The sequence below is a fragment of the Streptomyces sp. NBC_00704 genome, from assembly GCF_036226605.1.
Taxonomy (GTDB): Bacteria; Actinomycetota; Actinomycetes; order Streptomycetales; family Streptomycetaceae; genus Streptomyces.
In genome coordinates this window covers 2,813,957-2,829,036 of sequence record NZ_CP109000.1, presented here as the reverse complement: position 1 = coordinate 2,829,036, position 15,080 = coordinate 2,813,957, and the positions used below count along the sequence as shown (strand labels likewise).

Sequence of the window (15,080 nt, the reverse complement as noted above, 5' to 3'; positions counted from 1 at the left end):
CGCGCAGACATGCCTATATGCTTCATAAATCCCCTAAAATTGGGCATTCTTCGCGTGTGGTGACCTTGGACGTACGGCCTCAGCTGCTCGACGCACTCTCCGCCCTGCGCGACCGTGTCGCCGCCGCACGCTTTCCGCTGCCCCTGGCGGGCGCCCCACGCGCGCGTGCCAACCGCGACGAACTCCTCGCCCAGCTAGACGACTACTTGGTGCCCCGGCTCAGGCAGCCGGAGGCCCCGCTGCTCGCGGTGGTGGGCGGGTCCACCGGCGCAGGCAAGTCCACCCTCGTCAACTCCCTGGTGGGGCGGCGTGTCAGCGAGGCGGGCGTGCTGCGGCCGACGACACGCACACCGGTGCTCGTGTGCCATCCGGAGGACCAGCACTGGTTCAGCGGCATGCGCGTGCTGCCCGGCCTCACCCGCGTGTGGGCGCACCGTCAGGAGTCCATGGAGGACCTGTTGCTGCCCGGAGAGGACGGCAGACGCGTGCTGCGCATCGAGACCGCCGACACGCTCCCGCCCGGCCTCGCCCTGCTCGACGCACCCGACGTCGACTCCCTCGTCGCCGACAACCGCGTCCTCGCCGCCGAACTGATCTGCGCCGCCGACATCTGGGTGATGGTGACGACGGCCGCACGCTACGCCGACGCCGTGCCCTGGCATCTGCTGCGCACCGCCAAGGAGTACGACGTCATGCTCGTGACCGTCCTCGACCGCGTGCCCCACCAGGTCGTCTCCGAGGTGTCCCGGCAGTACGGCGCCCTGCTCACCAAGGCCGGGCTCGGGGACGTCCCGCGTTTCACGGTTCCCGAACTGCCCGAGTCCGCCTGGGGCGGCGGGCTGCTTCCGGCCACCGCGGTGGCGTCGCTGCGAACCTGGCTGGTCCATCACACCCAGGACTCCGGCGCCCGCCGCTACGCGCTGACCCGCACGGCCCACGGCGTGCTCGACTCCCTCAAGGCCCGCATGCCCGAACTGGCGGGCGCGGCCGCCGCCCAGTACGCGGCGGCCCTGCGGCTGACCTCGGCGGTCGAGACGGCGTACGACAGCGAGTACACGCGCGTACGGGGCCGGCTGCAGAGCGGCGCCGTGCTCGCCGGCGACGCCCTCAAGCGCTGGCGGGCCTTCCCCTTGGACTGCACCGCGGGCGAGCTCCTCGACGCCCTCTCGGAGAGCCTCGCGGCGCTCCTGCTGTGCGCGGTCGCCGCCGCCGACGAGCGCGTCGACGAGGCATGGCGGCGCGAACCGGCGGCGCGAGCCCCGGAGCTGACGGCCCATGACGATGCCGATCCGGAGAGCGTCGAGCACCGGATCGGCCTCGCGGTACGACGCTGGCGGCGCGAACTCGACGAGTACGCCGAGGACGAGGTGCGCACCCTGGAACGCGGTGTCGCGCCCGATCCCGAGGCCGTCGCCGCCCTCGTCGCCACCGCGCTGCTGGGCGGCCGCAGGGCGCGTTCGGCGGGCGAGGGGCTCGCGGAACGGATCGGCGCGCACGGGGCCCTGCGGCTGCGCGACCGGGCCGGACGTCTGCTCGCCGAGCACCTCGACCGCGTCATGCACACCGAGCGCGAGCGCCGGCTCGCCCCCCTCGACGGACTCGAAGTCCACCCTGAACCCCAGGCCGAACTCATCGCCGCGCTGTCCGTACTGCAGAAGGAGAGGTGACCGGTGACCGCCGTCACTGACCAGGACCACACGGACCACACGGACCACAGGGACCACTCGGATCGCTCCGGCCACAGGGACCACTCGGGCCACTCGGATTACTCCGATCACTCCGATCACTCGGATCAGGGGGCCCGCAGGGGTCCCATGGGCGACGGGGACGAGCGCGTCGACGGGAGCGCAGACAGCAAGGGGGATGCCCGGGACGCGACGGACACCGGGGACGCGGGGCACGGCGGGGAGCAGGAGCGGGGAACGTCCGAGCGGAGTGCGCGTCCGGTGACGGACGCCGGTGACGAGGACGAGGAGGAGGACGCGGCCGAGGCTCGGTCCCGCGCGCGGGAGGGACGCGCCGAGCGGCGCGACCGTGCGGAACGCGAGGCAGCCCACCACGCGCGCGTGCCCGGCGCGGTCCCCCCGTCGGACGCCGACCCCGGCGAGGGGGCGCGGACCGACTCGCCGGCGGAGGACGGCGCGGCCTGGGACGACGGTCTCATCGCCCGCAGGGTGACCGAGGCGTCCGCCGCCGAGCAGGCCGCCGCCAAGGAGGCCCGGAGCGCCGGGACGGCCGGAGGGGGCGCGGGCGGAGGAGCGGGAAGCGGAGGAAGCCGAGGTGGCGGCGGAGGCGGCGGAGGCGGCGGGGCGCTGCCCTCGACTCCGCTCGTCTACGACGGGCACCTGCGGTCCCGGCTCGACGCCCTGCGCGAGCTCGTGGGGCTCTCCCGTGCCCGTCTCGACAACAGGACGCTCGCCCGCGCCGGCCGGGTCCTCGACGAGGCGGCGGCCCGGCGCAGGCTCTCGGGGCAGCACACGGTCGTCGCCCTCGCGGGCGCCACCGGGAGCGGGAAGTCCCAGCTGTTCAACGCCCTCGCGGGGGTGAACATCTCGGAGACGGGCGTGCGCAGGCCGACCACCTCCGCGCCCATCGCGTGCACCTGGAGCGACGGCGCGTCGACCCTCATCGACCGGCTCGGCATCCCTGGACGGCTGCGCAGGCGGCCGGTGCAGAACGCGGACGCGGAGGAGCAGCTGCGCGGGCTCGTCCTGATCGACCTGCCCGACCACGACTCCGCCGCCGTCCAGCACCGGGAGCAGGTCGACCGCGTCCTGGGGCTGGTCGACGCGGTCATCTGGGTCGTCGATCCGGAGAAGTACGCCGACGCCGTCCTGCACGAGCGCTATCTGCGGCCGATGGCGGGCCACGCGGAGGTCATGTTCATCGTCCTCAACCAGGTCGACCGGCTGCCCGGCGAGGCCGCCGAGCTGGTCCTCGACGACCTGCGGCGCCTCCTGGACGAGGACGGCGTCGCCCTCGGCGAGTACGGCGAGCCCGGCGCCACCGTGCTCGCCCTGTCCGCGCTGACCGGGGACGGTCTGCCGGAACTGCGGGAACTGCTCGGCCAGTTCGTCGCGGAGCGCGGTGCCGCCGCACGCCGCATCTCGGCCGACCTGGACACCGCGGCATGGCGGCTGCGTCCCGTGTACGCCACCGGACGGCGCACCGGGCTCAGCGAGGAGGCGCGGGACGAGTTCGCCGACCGACTCGCCGACGCCGTGGGCGCCACCGCGGCCGGTGAGGCGGCCGAGCGCGCCTGGCTGCGCAACGCGGGCCGCGCGTGTGGGACGCCATGGCTGCGGCTGTGGCGCTGGCACCAGGACCGGCGTGACCCTCCCACCGGGCGGCTGCCGGTCAGCGCCCCGCCCGACGAGGAGACCACGGCGCGGCAACGCGTCGAGCAGGCGGTTCGCACGCTGTCCGAGCGGGCCTCGGCGGGGCTGCCCACGGCCTGGGCGCAGGCCGTGCGGGAGGCGGCCGTGCGCGGCGCGCAGGGGCTGCCCGAGGCGCTGGACGAACTGGCGGCGCGGGCCGGTCTGCCGCCCGGCCGGCCGCCGCGGCCGGGGTGGTGGCCCGTGGCCGTCATGGCGCAGGCGGCCATGACGCTCCTCCAGGTCGTCGGGGGTCTGTGGCTGGTCGGGCAGATCGTGGGCGTTCTCGCGCCGAATCTCGGGGTTCCGGTGCTGCTGATGGTGTCCGGCATCGTGGGCGGGCCGCTGGTCGAGTGGAGCTGCCGGATGGCGGCCCGCGGTCCGGCCCGGCGCTACGGCCAGGAGGCGGAACGCCGGCTGCGGGAGGCGGCGGCCGGCTGCGGCCGGGCGCGGGTCCTGGACCCGGTCGCCTCGGAACTGCTGCGCTACCGGGAGGTGCGGGAGCAGTACGCACGGGTCACGGGGGTGGCGGCCGGCGCACGATGACGGCGGGCGATCGACGGGAGTGAGACGTCCGTTGCTCCTCTCGCGTGAGATGTCCGGCGATTTGCGGGCGTGCGCCGTCGGGCGATGCACGGGGGTGATCCGTCCAGGGGATGTGTGTCACTCGTCCGGGTGGTGGCGTTGTCCACAGGCCGGGGGTGATCCACAGGGCCCGGCGGGTCCGGCGCGGCGGAGGCAGTCTGGCTTCGCGGCGGTCGCGACGGACGCGGTCGCCGTGAGTCAGCCGGCGGGGCGTGGTGCATCGGTGCACGACCGTCGCTGCGGACTCGGCCGTACGGGAGACGCCCGTAGGCCTGTCCGGGTGCGCGATCGCCCGGTGAGGGAGGGGTTCGAATGAACGAGACGATGGTCTGCGCGGTGGGCAACGTGGCGACGCAGCCGGTGTTCAGGGAGCTGGCGTCGGGCGCGTCGTTGAGGTTCCGGCTGGCGGTGACCTCGCGCTACTGGGACCGGGAGAAGAGCGCCTGGACCGACGGGCACACCAACTTCTTCACGGTGTGGTCCAACCGGCAGCTGGCCTCGAACGCGATGGCCTCGCTCAACGTCGGCGACCCGGTCGTCGTGCAGGGCAGGCTGAAGGTGCGCACGGAGTCGCGCGAGGGACAGCAGGGCTGGACGTCGGCGGACATCGACGCGGTGGCGATCGGTCATGACCTCGCCCGCGGCACGTCGGCGTTCCGGAGGTCGGGCCGCCCCGAGCAGGCCGCCGGAACGCCGACACGGCCCGAGCCGGACTGGGAGACGCCGGCCACGAGTCCCGCAAGTCCCACGAGTCCCGCAAGTCCCACGAATCTCGTGGGTCCCGCAGAGCCCGCGAACCCCGCGGATCGCGATCCCTCGGCACACGCCGCGCAGCCCGCACGCGCAGCAGATCCCGCCCATGCCGCAAGCGCCGCGGGCTCCGCGGGTTCCCCGGAGCGAAAGCCGCAGACCCGGCGGCGGCATGAGCCGGTGGCCGCGGGGGTGGCTGCGGCAACGTGAGCGGGGACCCGGCGCGACGCGGGACGAACCGCTGCGCGAGGGAACGGAACGGTGACGCAGCGTCAGGGCGCCCCCGGCTCTGTCGCTGACCGGGATGCGGCTTATCGGTGAATGAACTCCGGGTCGTGGAGTGTATTTGTCGATAAGCCCGGCCGCTCGGCGATCTTGGGGATAACGATTCCGAGTCGGATCGCCGATCCGATGAGATCACCGGCAAGCGTGGTGCGCCACGTCTCTAGGATGCCGGACGTGGCTCACGGAGCTTCAGATTCTGCAGGTGGGACCGTGCCCCCCACGTCAACGGGTCCTGCTCGAAGGGGAATTGTGTGATTTCTTCGTTCTCTGCGCGGTTCTCGCGCGGACGAGGCATGGTGCGCCTCGCCGTGGCGACGTTGGTGTCCGGCTTCGTCGCGGTGGGCGTCGTCACCGGTGCGGACACGGCGACGGCCGCCGAGATGACGCAGAGTCAGGGAGGGGCCACCGCGACGATAGGCGGCCTCAAGACCTACGGCGCGGCCGTGATCCACGCCGACGGCGGAGACCAGGAGGTGTCGGCCGGTCTGTTCGAGATGTCCGTCGAGGGTGGCGGAACCCTGCAGACCTACTGCGTCGACCTCTACAACCCCACGCAGCGGGACGCCAGATACCACGAGACGCCGTGGAGCGGCACGTCCCTCGCCGCCAACCGGAACGCGGGGCGCATCCGCTGGATCCTGCAGAACTCCTACCCCCAGGTGAACGATCTCGCCTCGCTCGCCCGCAAGGCCGGCATCGACGGCGGTCTCACCGAGCAGGACGCCGCCGCCGGCACCCAGGTGGCCATCTGGCGCTACTCGGACGGCGCCGACGTCGACGCCGTCGGACCGCGGGCCGAGCGGCTCGCGGACTACCTCCAGAAGGCGGCCCGCCCGGTGGCGGAACCCCGTGGCTCCCTCACCCTCGACGCGCCCGCCGTCTCCGGCCGGCCCGGCGAGCTGCTCGGCCCGGTGACCGTGCACACCGGAGCGATCGCCGTGACGGTCTCGCCTCCGCCGGACGCCGCCACCAGCGGGGTGCGGATCGTCGGCAAGGACGGCAAGGTGGTCACGTCCGCGACGGACGGCAGCCAGTTGTTCTTCGACGTGCCCGCCGACGCGGTCCCCGGCTCGGCCGCGCTGACCGTGCAGGCCTCGACGACCGTCCCCGTGGGCCGCGCGTTCACCTCCGAGAGCCGCAGCCAGACCCAGATCCTGGCCGGCTCCAGCGAGTCGACGGTGTCGGCGACGGCCGGCGCGGCCTGGGCGCGAAAGGGCGCCCTCCCGGCGCTGTCCGCGGCGAAGAACTGCGTGAAGGGCGGTGTCGACCTCACCGCCGTCAACCGAGGTGACGAAGCCTTCGTCTACGAGCTGATGGGCGTCGACCACGCCATCCCGGCCGGCGCGTCCCGCACCGAGACGATCCCGCTCCAGGAGGACCAGGCCTACGACTTCACGATCGACGACCCGCAAGGCGTCGGCTACCGCTTCACCGGCGTCCTGGACTGCAGAACCCGGGCCGACGAGACCGCGGGCCTGACCACCCAGACCCTCAGCGAGCCCAGCCCCGCCACGGTCGGCGGCGCCTCCACCGACCAGGGCGTCGACCTCGCCGCGACGGGCGGCGGCGCCGCCACCCCCCTCATCGCGGGCACCGCCATCGGCCTGGTGATCATCGGCGGCGCGGCCCTGATCCTGATCGGCCGCAAGGAAACCCAGCCCCACGACTGAACCGACCCCGACCCCGCGACTGAACCGACTCCGACCGCACGACCCCGACCGGACGACTGAAGCGACTCCGGCCGCACGACTCGACCGCACGACCCCGACCGGACGACTGCACCGACTCCGGCCACACGACTCGACCGCACGACCCCGACCGGACGACTGCACCGACTCCGGCCACAGGACTCGACCGACTCGGCCGTCCGCGACCTCACGTCTGAGCCGACCTCGGCCGTCGAGGCCGGCGACCGCTGTCCGAAGTCGGCCGACCTCGACCGACGACCGCGTCGCGCCGGTGAAACCCCCAGGTCAGCCGCGCCCCGTCAATCGAGTTACCACCCGAGGCTGGACCTCAGGCAAGATGGGGTGTATCTGCCCACTGCCTGATTTCAAGCTGCCGGACGGTTTCTCTTGGCTGAGTACATCTACACCATGCGCAAGACGCGCAAGGCGCACGGCGACAAGGTCATCCTTGACGACGTAACGCTGAGCTTCCTGCCCGGCGCGAAGATCGGTGTGGTCGGGCCGAACGGTGCCGGTAAGTCCACCGTTCTGAAGATCATGGCGGGGCTCGAGCAGCCCTCCAACGGTGACGCGTTCCTGTCGCCCGGCTACAGCGTCGGCATGCTGTTGCAGGAGCCGCCGCTCGACGAGTCCAAGACCGTTCTGGAGAACGTGCAGGACGGCGCCGCCGAGATCATGGGCAAGCTCAAGCGCTTCAACGAGGTCGCCGAGCTGATGGCGACCGACTACTCGGACGCGCTGCTCGACGAGATGGGCAAGCTGCAGGAGGACCTGGACCACGCCAACGCGTGGGACCTGGACACCCAGCTGGAGCAGGCCATGGACGCCCTGGGCTGCCCGCCCGGCGACTGGCCAGTCACCAACCTCTCCGGCGGTGAGCGCCGTCGCGTCGCGCTCTGCAAGCTGCTGCTGGAGGCCCCCGACCTGCTGCTGCTCGACGAGCCCACCAACCACCTGGACGCCGAGTCCGTGCAGTGGCTGGAGCAGCACCTCGCCAAGTACCCCGGCACCGTCGTCGCCGTCACCCACGACCGGTACTTCCTCGACAACGTCGCCGAGTGGATCCTCGAGCTCGACCGCGGTCGCGCCCACCCGTACGAGGGCAACTACTCCACCTACCTCGAGACCAAGGCCACGCGTCTCAAGGTCGAGGGGCAGAAGGACGCCAAGCGCGCCAAGCGGCTCAAGGAAGAGCTGGAGTGGGTGCGGTCCAACGCCAAGGGGCGTCAGGCCAAGTCCAAGGCGCGTCTCGCCCGGTACGAGGAGATGGCGGCCGAGGCCGACAAGATGCGGAAGCTGGACTTCGAGGAGATCCAGATCCCGCCGGGCCCGCGGCTGGGCTCCATCGTCGTCGAGGTCAACAACCTCTCCAAGGCGTTCGGGGACAAGGTCCTCATCGACGACCTGAGCTTCACGCTGCCGCGCAACGGCATCGTCGGCGTCATCGGCCCGAACGGCGCCGGAAAGACGACGCTCTTCAAGATGATCCAGGGGTTCGAGGAGCCGGACTCCGGTTCCATCAAGGTCGGCGAGACCGTCAAGATCTCGTACGTCGACCAGAGCCGCGCCAACATCGACCCCAAGAAGACGCTGTGGGCCGTCGTCTCCGACGAGCTGGACTACATCAACGTCGGACAGGTCGAGATGCCCTCGCGCGCGTACGTCTCGGCGTTCGGGTTCAAGGGCCCGGACCAGCAGAAGCCGGCCGGCGTCCTCTCCGGCGGTGAGCGCAACCGCCTCAACCTGGCGCTCACCCTCAAGCAGGGCGGCAACCTGCTCCTCCTCGACGAGCCGACGAACGACCTCGACGTCGAGACCCTGTCGTCCCTGGAGAACGCGCTGCTGGAGTTCCCGGGTGCGGCCGTGGTCGTCTCCCACGACCGGTGGTTCCTGGACCGGGTCGCCACGCACATCCTCGCCTACGAGGGTGACTCCAAGTGGTTCTGGTTCGAGGGCAACTTCGAGTCGTACGAGAAGAACAAGATCGAGCGGCTGGGCGCGGACGCCGCGCGTCCGCACCGCGCCACCTACAAGAAGCTGACCCGGGGCTGATCGATCTTGCGGCACATCTACCGCTGCCCGCTGCGCTGGGCGGACATGGACGCGTACGGCCACGTCAACAACGTGGTCTTCCTCCGCTACCTGGAGGAAGCCCGTATCGACTTCCTGTTCCGTCCGGAGAAGGACTTCAAGCAGGGGTCCGTGGTGGCGCGCCACGAGATCGACTACAAGCGGCAGCTCGTCCACCGGCACACGCCGGTGGACATCGAGCTGTGGATCACGCAGATCAGGGCCGCCTCCTTCACCATCGCCTACGAGGTGAAGGACGGCGACCACGTCTACGTCCGGGCCTCGACGGTGGTCGTGCCGTTCGACTTCGAGGCCGAGCGTCCGCGCCGGCTCACCGACGAGGAGCGCGAGTTCCTCTCGGAGTACCGGGACGACGACCAGAAGGCCGGCAAGGAGGCCGTCGCCGCATGACGGTGCTCCACCTCGCCGACGAGGGGGAGGCGGCGGACCTCGCGGCCTTCCTCTCCCGGCTGCTCCACTACGACCGTGGGGCGGCCGTGCGGCTCCAGGCGGCCGGCACCGCGCTCGCCGTCTTCGGCCGGCCCCCCTCGTTCGAGGTGCTCGCCGTCCGCGCGGTCCGGCTGGCCAAGCCGTACGAGAACGGCCTGGACGTCACGCTGGACGTGACCGTGTCGGCCGGCGAGCTGCTGGAGGCCGTCGACGAGAGCGCCGCCACGGCCGCCGTCCCCGCCGCCGTCACCGGGCCGCCGTGGGCCGGTGTGCTGCCGCCGCGCGGCGGCTGGCGGCCCGGGCCCGACCTGCCCTCGCCGGACGCGCTGCGCGCGACGGTCGGCGCTGCCGTCGCCGAATTCCGGTCCCGCACCGAGGAGTTGACCGCCGACCTGCGGACGCGGGCCGAACTCGACCGCATCGGCCGGGAGATCTGGTCCCGGACGGTCGGCGGCACCGGCCTTCCCGTGCGGGCCGTGCACGCGGCCCAGTCGCTGGGCTTCCTGCGGCCCTCGACGCGCTCCGAGGACGTCGCGCTGCTCTCGCTCGGCACCTGGCTGCGGCTGCGCACACCGTACGGGTCGATCGCCGTCCGGCAGCGGTCGGGCGGGCTGGGAACGCTCGACATCAGCGTCCACTGACGTCGTCGACCACCTGGCGGGTTCCCTGCGTCGTCGACCAGCTCGCGGGTGCCCGCCTTCGTCGTTCCGGTCACCTTCGTCGTTCCGGTCACCGCGATCCGGCGTGGTCGTTCCGGTCGGGCCGGGAAGTCGGGCGGGGAACCTGCGTCGTCGGTCCCGGCACCTGGATCCGATGCGGCGGCGCCGGTCATGCCGGGGCCCTCGGCGTCGCGGCTACGCTCGATCGCGCTCGGGACTACTCCGGGGTGTTCACCATCGACGCGGCCGCGTACGTCAGGTAGTTCCACAGCGTGTGCTCGTGCTCCTCGGACAGGCCGAGCTCGTCGACCGCCTCGCGCATGTGCTTCAGCCAGGCGTCGTGCGCGGCACGGTCCACGACGAAGGGCGCGTGCCGCATGCGCAGCCGCGGGTGGCCGCGGCGCTCGCTGTACGTCGTCGGACCGCCCCAGTACTGCATGAGGAACAGCGCGAAGCGCTCCTCGGCCGGGCCCAGGTCCTCCTCCGGGTACAGGGGCCGCAGGATCGGGTCGTCGGCGACTCCCTGGTAGAAGCGGTGGACCAGCCGGCGGAAGGTCTCCTCCCCGCCGACCTGCTCGTAAAAGGTCTGCTCTTGAAGCGTGCCGCGCCGAATCTCTTTCACGCCTCCCATGGTCTCAGACGCCGAGACCGAGGACGCAAGGCTTAGGACCGGGGACAAGAGGCTCCCGGACCGGGGGAAGGGACGCCGGCCGCCGCCGTCACCTCCTGCCCGCGGGTTCGCCTCGGAGCGTGCCGCCCCGCACAGTGGAGGCATGGGTGAGCACGGACTCGGCGGGAGGCTCGCGGATCTCGCCGCAGCGGAGCGGACCGCGCTGGTGCGCGAGATCGACGCCAGTGGCACCTTCGCCGCCGACCCGCGGTGGCGGGAGGCATTCGCGGCCGTGCCGCGCCACCTCTTCGTGCCCTACTACTACGTCAGCGGCGCCGGCGGCTACGAGCGGCGCTGGTGCGAGAGCGCCGACCCGCGCGGCAGGGAGCGCTGGCTGCGCGGCGCCTACGAGGACGTCCCGCTGGCCACCCGGCTGCGTGACGGCGTGCTGGTCTCCTCCAGCAGCCAGCCCTCCCTGATGGCGCTGATGCTGGCCGAACTGCGGGTCGGGGACGGGGCGCGGGTGCTGGAGATCGGCGCGGGCACCGGCTACAACGCCGCGCTGCTGTCGTACCGGCTCGGCGACGCGAACGTCACCACGATCGACCTGGATCCGGAGATCACGGAGTCCGCGCGCAGGCATCTCGCCGACGCCGGATACCGGCCCACCGTCGTCACCGGCGACGGGGCGCGCGGGGTTCCCGAGCGCGCCCCCTTCGACCGGGTCGTCGCGACCTGCACGCTGACGTCGATCCCGTCCCCCTGGCTCGCCCAGTGCTCGCCCGGCGCGCTCGTCCTGGCGCCGCTGGCCACCGGGCTCATCGCGCTGACCGTGCGGGACGCCGGACACGCCGAGGGACGCTTCCTGCACACCCCCGCCTTCTTCGTGCCGTTGCGCGGCGCGGACCGGCCCGAGCCGGAACCCGTGCCGTTCGCGGGCGTCCCGCACCGGGCCAGGGAGAGCGACCTGTTCCGCTTCCTGCTGGCCCTCACCCGTGGCGTCCTCGACCCGCAGGAGGCGTACGCCCTGTGGGAGCGCGAGGGGATGCCGGGGCGGGAGCGCTACGGCGTCACGGTCGACGGCGGACACGCGTGGGCCTGGCTGGACGCGCCGGAGGGGCCGTACGCGTGGCCCCTGCCCGGTCCGTCGGACCCCGCCCCGGCGCGGACGTAGGGGAAGGCGAGGACGCGGGGCACGAGGGCGCGGGGGCACGGGGGGTGCGGGGGCACGGGGGTGCGGTGGCACGGGGGTGGGCGATGGCCGTGTCCCCGATGCCCCCCGCACTCCGCCGCCCCGTCAAAGTCCGGACGGCGTCCCGGTCAGCCGCGTCGGACGGTGATCGTCGTCCAGGCGCCCACGTGCACCTGGTCGCCGTCCTGGAGGGGCACCGGGACGAACGGCTGGATCGGTTCTTCCGAGCCGTTCACCGTGGTGCCGTTCGTCGAGTTCTGGTCGACGACGGCCCAGCTGCCGTCCGGCTGCTGCACCAGCACCGCGTGCTGGTGCGAGACGCCCGGGTCCTCCGGGGGCACCGACAGGTCTATGTCGGGGGTCTCGCCGGTGGAGTGGCGGCGGCGGCCGATGGTGATCTGGTTGCCGGTGAGCGTGCGCTGCTGCTCGGGCGAGTACGCGGGCAGGTTCAGTCCGGCGGCCTCGGGGCCGGAGCGGTGCATCATCGCCATGAAGTACGCGCGGTCCGGGCCGATCGTGGCCGTCCAGGTCGCCGGCTGCTGCTGGTACGACGGTCCGGGCGGAGCCTGCGTGGCGCCGGGCTGCGGGTAGCCGTAGCCACCGCCGCCCTGGGGCGGGCCGGGGTTGCGGGGGTCGCCCTGGCCCTGGCCGGGACCGGTGTTCGACGGCGGGGACAGCACCCAGTCGTCGTCACCGCCGCCGAAGGGCGCGCCGCCGGGCTGCCGGCGGCCGGTCTCCTGGGGGAACCCGGACGGGGCCGACGGACCGGACGGACCGGGCTGGCCGGGCTGTCCGGGAGGCTGGAACGCCTGCGGAACGCCCTGGCCGCCGGGACCGCCGCCCTGTCCGAAACCGCCCTGGCCGCCGGGACCACCGGGTCCGCCGGGAGCGTTCTGCCCGCCCGGACCACCGGGGCCGCCCTGGCCGGGGAAGCCGCCACCGGCGGTGGGGCCGGGCGGCGGCGGAACCGGCCGTGAGGGATCGCCGCCGAAGCCGGACGGACCCCCCTGACCAGGACCGGGACCGCCGGGGCCGCCCTGGCCCGGAGGACGGCCGCCGGGGCCGGAGGGCTCGCGGGAGAAGGGGTCGCCGCCGGGCTCGCGCCGGAAGGGGTCGGAGGGCTGACCGGGCTGCTCACGCCGGTAGGGGTCCGAGGGCGGGCCGGAGGGCTCGCGGGAGAAGGGGTCGCCGGACGGGCCGGGAGGACGGCCGCCGGGGCCGGAGGGCTCGCGACCGTACGCCCCCGGCGGGGGACCGCCGGCGGTGCCGCCGGGTCCGCCGGGGCCGGAGGGCTCGCGTCCGAACGGCGGCGGACCGCCGGCCGGGCCGCCCTGGCCGCCGTGTCCACCGGGGCCGCCCGGACCCGAGGGGTCGCCGCCGAACGGCGGGATCGGCTCGGCGGGGCGGTTCACCTGGGACGGACGGGAGCCCTGGTAGTCGAAGGAGTCGCTGCCCCCGAAGGACGGAGGGGGCGGCTGGAACCGTCCGCCCTGACCACCGGGGCCCTGACCGCCGGGACCCTGACCACCGTGGCCCGGGCCTGCCGGACCGGCGCCGGGGCCGGAGGCCGGCGGACGCGGGGCGGCCGGGGTGTACGAGGTCGCCGTGTTGGTCAGGAAGTTCCAGCGGCACTCCTCGCAGAACGGCGCACCGCCCTCGCGGGGCGTGCGGCACTGCGGGCAGAGCTCGGGCTCGTGCCGGGGTCCGGAGGACGCGGGGGGTCCGCCGGGCCGGCCCTGACCGCCCTGGCCGGGCGGGGGCGGCGGGAAGCCGTAGCCGCCGCCGGGCGGGGGCGGCGGGGGAGGGGGCGGGGGCACGGCACCGGCCATGCGGTGACCGCAGACCTCGCACCAGTCGTCGGAACCCGACTGGTGTCCGTTCGGGCAGGTCGGCATGTCGGCGCGTCCCCCTCTCTCCTTCGGTGTCCCGGAGGCCGGCGGTTTCCCGCGGCCCGTTCAGGTCACTTCTTTACACGAACAGTCTTCGTGGACCTGGTCTCGAGCGTCATCTCGTCGGCGTCCGCGACCTTGGCCTTCAGTCGCACAGTACCTGTCGTCGCGTCGACCACGTCCACCACCTTCGCAAGCAGTTTCGCAGTATCCGCGTTCCCCGAGACGCTCGCGAGCTGCACAGCCCGGCCCAGTTTGGCCGTCGCTCCATCCATATCCCCCGCTTTGCGCAGATCGAGGCCCTGCTGGATGACCCGGGCCAGTTCGGCCTGGCCCGTGTAGTGGGCGACCTGGGGGTTGATCGACGTGGAGGCGGCCATGTCGTCGGTCCACACGGCCCGCACCAGTCCCTGCGCCCCCAGGTTGTGGACGGCGCCGTCCGGCTGCGGGATCACCAGCGAGACGCGCGCGGCCAGCATCTCCTGGCCCACGTTCGCCGCCGGGACCTCGACGCACACGTGGTAGTCACGGGACTCGTCGCCCCAGGAACCGGTGGGGTAGTCGCCCGCGCGCGGGCCCGCCTCGGTGCGGCGGCCGGTCAGCTCCTCGACGGTCGGCGCGACCTGCTTGACGAACTTGACGGTGGTGCCGACCGGGGTCCACAGCCGCAGGGCGACGTCCGCGACCTCCTTGCCCATCGCCGTCTCCATCATCTGCGTGAAGTCGGCGGCGAGGCCGGCCGGGTCCGCGACGATGTCGGCGGTGCCGAGCAGCGCGGAGGCTATCCCTGTGACTTCTTTCACTTCCCAGTCGGTGCCCACGCCCCGGGCGTCACAGGTGAACCGTCCGGCGCAGGAGTCGAGGGCGGCCTTGAGGTCCTGCGGCGACTCGTGCTCGTTGCGGCCGTCGGTGAGCAGGATGCCGTGCCGGATGGCGACGTCGGCCGTGGACAGCAGCCGGTCGGCGAGCCGCAGCCAGGTGCCGATCGCGGTGCCGCCGCCCGCGCTCAGCCGGCGCAGGGCGTGCTTGGCCTGCTCGCGGGTGGTCGCGTCGGCGACCGCGAGCCGGCCGCCGCCCGGATAGACCTCCTTGGCGACGTGCGTGCCGCCGATCACCGCGAAGTGCACGCCGTCGCGCAGGGTGTCGACGGCGGCGGCGGTGGCGTCGCGGGCGTTGCGCATCTTGGTCGGCGGGTAGTCCATCGAGCCGGAGCAGTCGACCATGAGCGCCACGGCGGCGGACGGGCCCTGGCCCGGCGCGTACAGGTGCGGCGCGGCGACCGCGCTGCCCACCGTGCCGCCGCCGGTGGCGGTGACCGTGACGATCGCGCTGACCTCGCGACCGCCCTCCGGCAGGTACTCGTTCTGGTAGACGTCCACCGAGAACTGCGGCACGTTCGACTTCGAGAAATTGGCCATGCCTGCTCAGATCCCCCTAGGAAAACCCCGCGTGCGCGGGGCGGTGTCCGGACACGGACCGGTCCCCACCGGCCCGTGCGTGCTTCCCCATGCGTCCCCGTGCCGGCGGC

10 protein-coding genes and 1 pseudogene are annotated in these 15,080 nt (G+C 73.3%); 8 read left to right on the top strand and 3 right to left on the bottom strand.

Translation table 11 applies throughout. The features are described 5' to 3' along the window. Window positions 1-56: 56 nt before the first annotated feature. From OG802_RS12365 to OG802_RS12335, 7 genes and pseudogenes are all read left to right on the top strand, one after another. Window positions 57-1,667, top strand: a complete 1,611-nt coding sequence (locus OG802_RS12365; protein WP_329410004.1) for a dynamin family protein — start codon at window positions 57-59, stop codon at window positions 1,665-1,667. 147 nt (window positions 1,668-1,814) lie between these two features. Next, window positions 1,815-3,920 (top strand): YfjP family GTPase, encoded by a 2,106-nt coding sequence (locus OG802_RS12360; RefSeq protein WP_443055224.1) that lies wholly within the window; start codon window positions 1,815-1,817, stop codon window positions 3,918-3,920. Between the two features lie 351 nt (window positions 3,921-4,271). Beyond that, window positions 4,272-4,724: pseudogene (locus tag OG802_RS12355) on the top strand (single-stranded DNA-binding protein); the annotation flags it as partial. 563 nt (window positions 4,725-5,287) lie between these two features. Next, a complete protein-coding gene (locus OG802_RS12350) occupies window positions 5,288-6,664 on the top strand; it encodes a thioester domain-containing protein (protein ID WP_329409998.1) in 1,377 nt (458 codons plus the stop codon). Between the two features lie 405 nt (window positions 6,665-7,069). Further along, window positions 7,070-8,734, top strand: a complete 1,665-nt coding sequence (gene ettA / locus OG802_RS12345) for an energy-dependent translational throttle protein EttA (RefSeq protein ID WP_329409996.1) — start codon at window positions 7,070-7,072, stop codon at window positions 8,732-8,734. A 6-nt stretch (window positions 8,735-8,740) separates the two neighbouring features. Then, a complete protein-coding gene (locus OG802_RS12340) occupies window positions 8,741-9,163 on the top strand; it encodes an acyl-CoA thioesterase (protein ID WP_329409994.1) in 423 nt (140 codons plus the stop codon). After that, complete coding sequence (locus tag OG802_RS12335; protein ID WP_329409992.1) at window positions 9,160-9,843, top strand: hypothetical protein; 684 nt, start codon at window positions 9,160-9,162, stop codon at window positions 9,841-9,843. The genes OG802_RS12340 and OG802_RS12335 overlap by 4 nt, the downstream gene beginning before the upstream one ends. A 235-nt stretch (window positions 9,844-10,078) precedes the next feature. Here the strand turns inward: OG802_RS12335 and OG802_RS12330 are convergent, their stop codons facing one another. Then, window positions 10,079-10,492 carry a globin gene (locus OG802_RS12330; protein WP_329409990.1) on the bottom strand — a complete coding sequence of 138 codons (414 nt, stop codon included), beginning with the start codon at window positions 10,490-10,492 and terminating at the stop codon, window positions 10,079-10,081. A gap of 142 nt (window positions 10,493-10,634) precedes the next feature. On the opposite strand from OG802_RS12330, the gene OG802_RS12325 reads away from it, so the two are divergent. Continuing rightward, the gene (locus OG802_RS12325; RefSeq protein ID WP_329409989.1) at window positions 10,635-11,645 is read left to right on the top strand and encodes a methyltransferase domain-containing protein; all 1,011 of its coding nucleotides are present in this window, start codon (window positions 10,635-10,637) and stop codon (window positions 11,643-11,645) included. 146 nt (window positions 11,646-11,791) lie between these two features. Here the strand turns inward: OG802_RS12325 and OG802_RS12320 are convergent, their stop codons facing one another. Together OG802_RS12320 and OG802_RS12315 are read right to left on the bottom strand one after the other, a co-directional pair. After that, window positions 11,792-13,558, bottom strand: a complete 1,767-nt coding sequence (locus OG802_RS12320) for an FHA domain-containing protein (protein WP_329409987.1) — start codon at window positions 13,556-13,558, stop codon at window positions 11,792-11,794. Window positions 13,559-13,623: 65 nt separating this feature from the next. Then, window positions 13,624-14,970 (bottom strand): vWA domain-containing protein, encoded by a 1,347-nt coding sequence (locus OG802_RS12315; protein ID WP_329409985.1) that lies wholly within the window; start codon window positions 14,968-14,970, stop codon window positions 13,624-13,626. Between the last annotated feature and the right edge of the window lie 110 nt (window positions 14,971-15,080).

Excerpts from the sequence above, each read along its gene's own strand:
- OG802_RS12335 (WP_329409992.1), top strand. The coding sequence starts at position 9,160 with ATGACGGTGCTCCACCTCGCCGACGAGGGGGAGGCGGCGGACCTCGCG.
- OG802_RS12315 (WP_329409985.1), bottom strand. The coding sequence starts at position 14,970 with ATGGCCAATTTCTCGAAGTCGAACGTGCCGCAGTTCTCGGTGGACGTC.
- OG802_RS12350 (WP_329409998.1), top strand. The coding sequence starts at position 5,288 with ATGGTGCGCCTCGCCGTGGCGACGTTGGTGTCCGGCTTCGTCGCGGTG.
- OG802_RS12360 (WP_443055224.1), top strand. The coding sequence starts at position 1,815 with ATGGGCGACGGGGACGAGCGCGTCGACGGGAGCGCAGACAGCAAGGGG.
- OG802_RS12325 (WP_329409989.1), top strand. The coding sequence starts at position 10,635 with ATGGGTGAGCACGGACTCGGCGGGAGGCTCGCGGATCTCGCCGCAGCG.
- OG802_RS12320 (WP_329409987.1), bottom strand. The coding sequence starts at position 13,558 with ATGCCGACCTGCCCGAACGGACACCAGTCGGGTTCCGACGACTGGTGC.
- OG802_RS12330 (WP_329409990.1), bottom strand. The coding sequence starts at position 10,492 with ATGGGAGGCGTGAAAGAGATTCGGCGCGGCACGCTTCAAGAGCAGACC.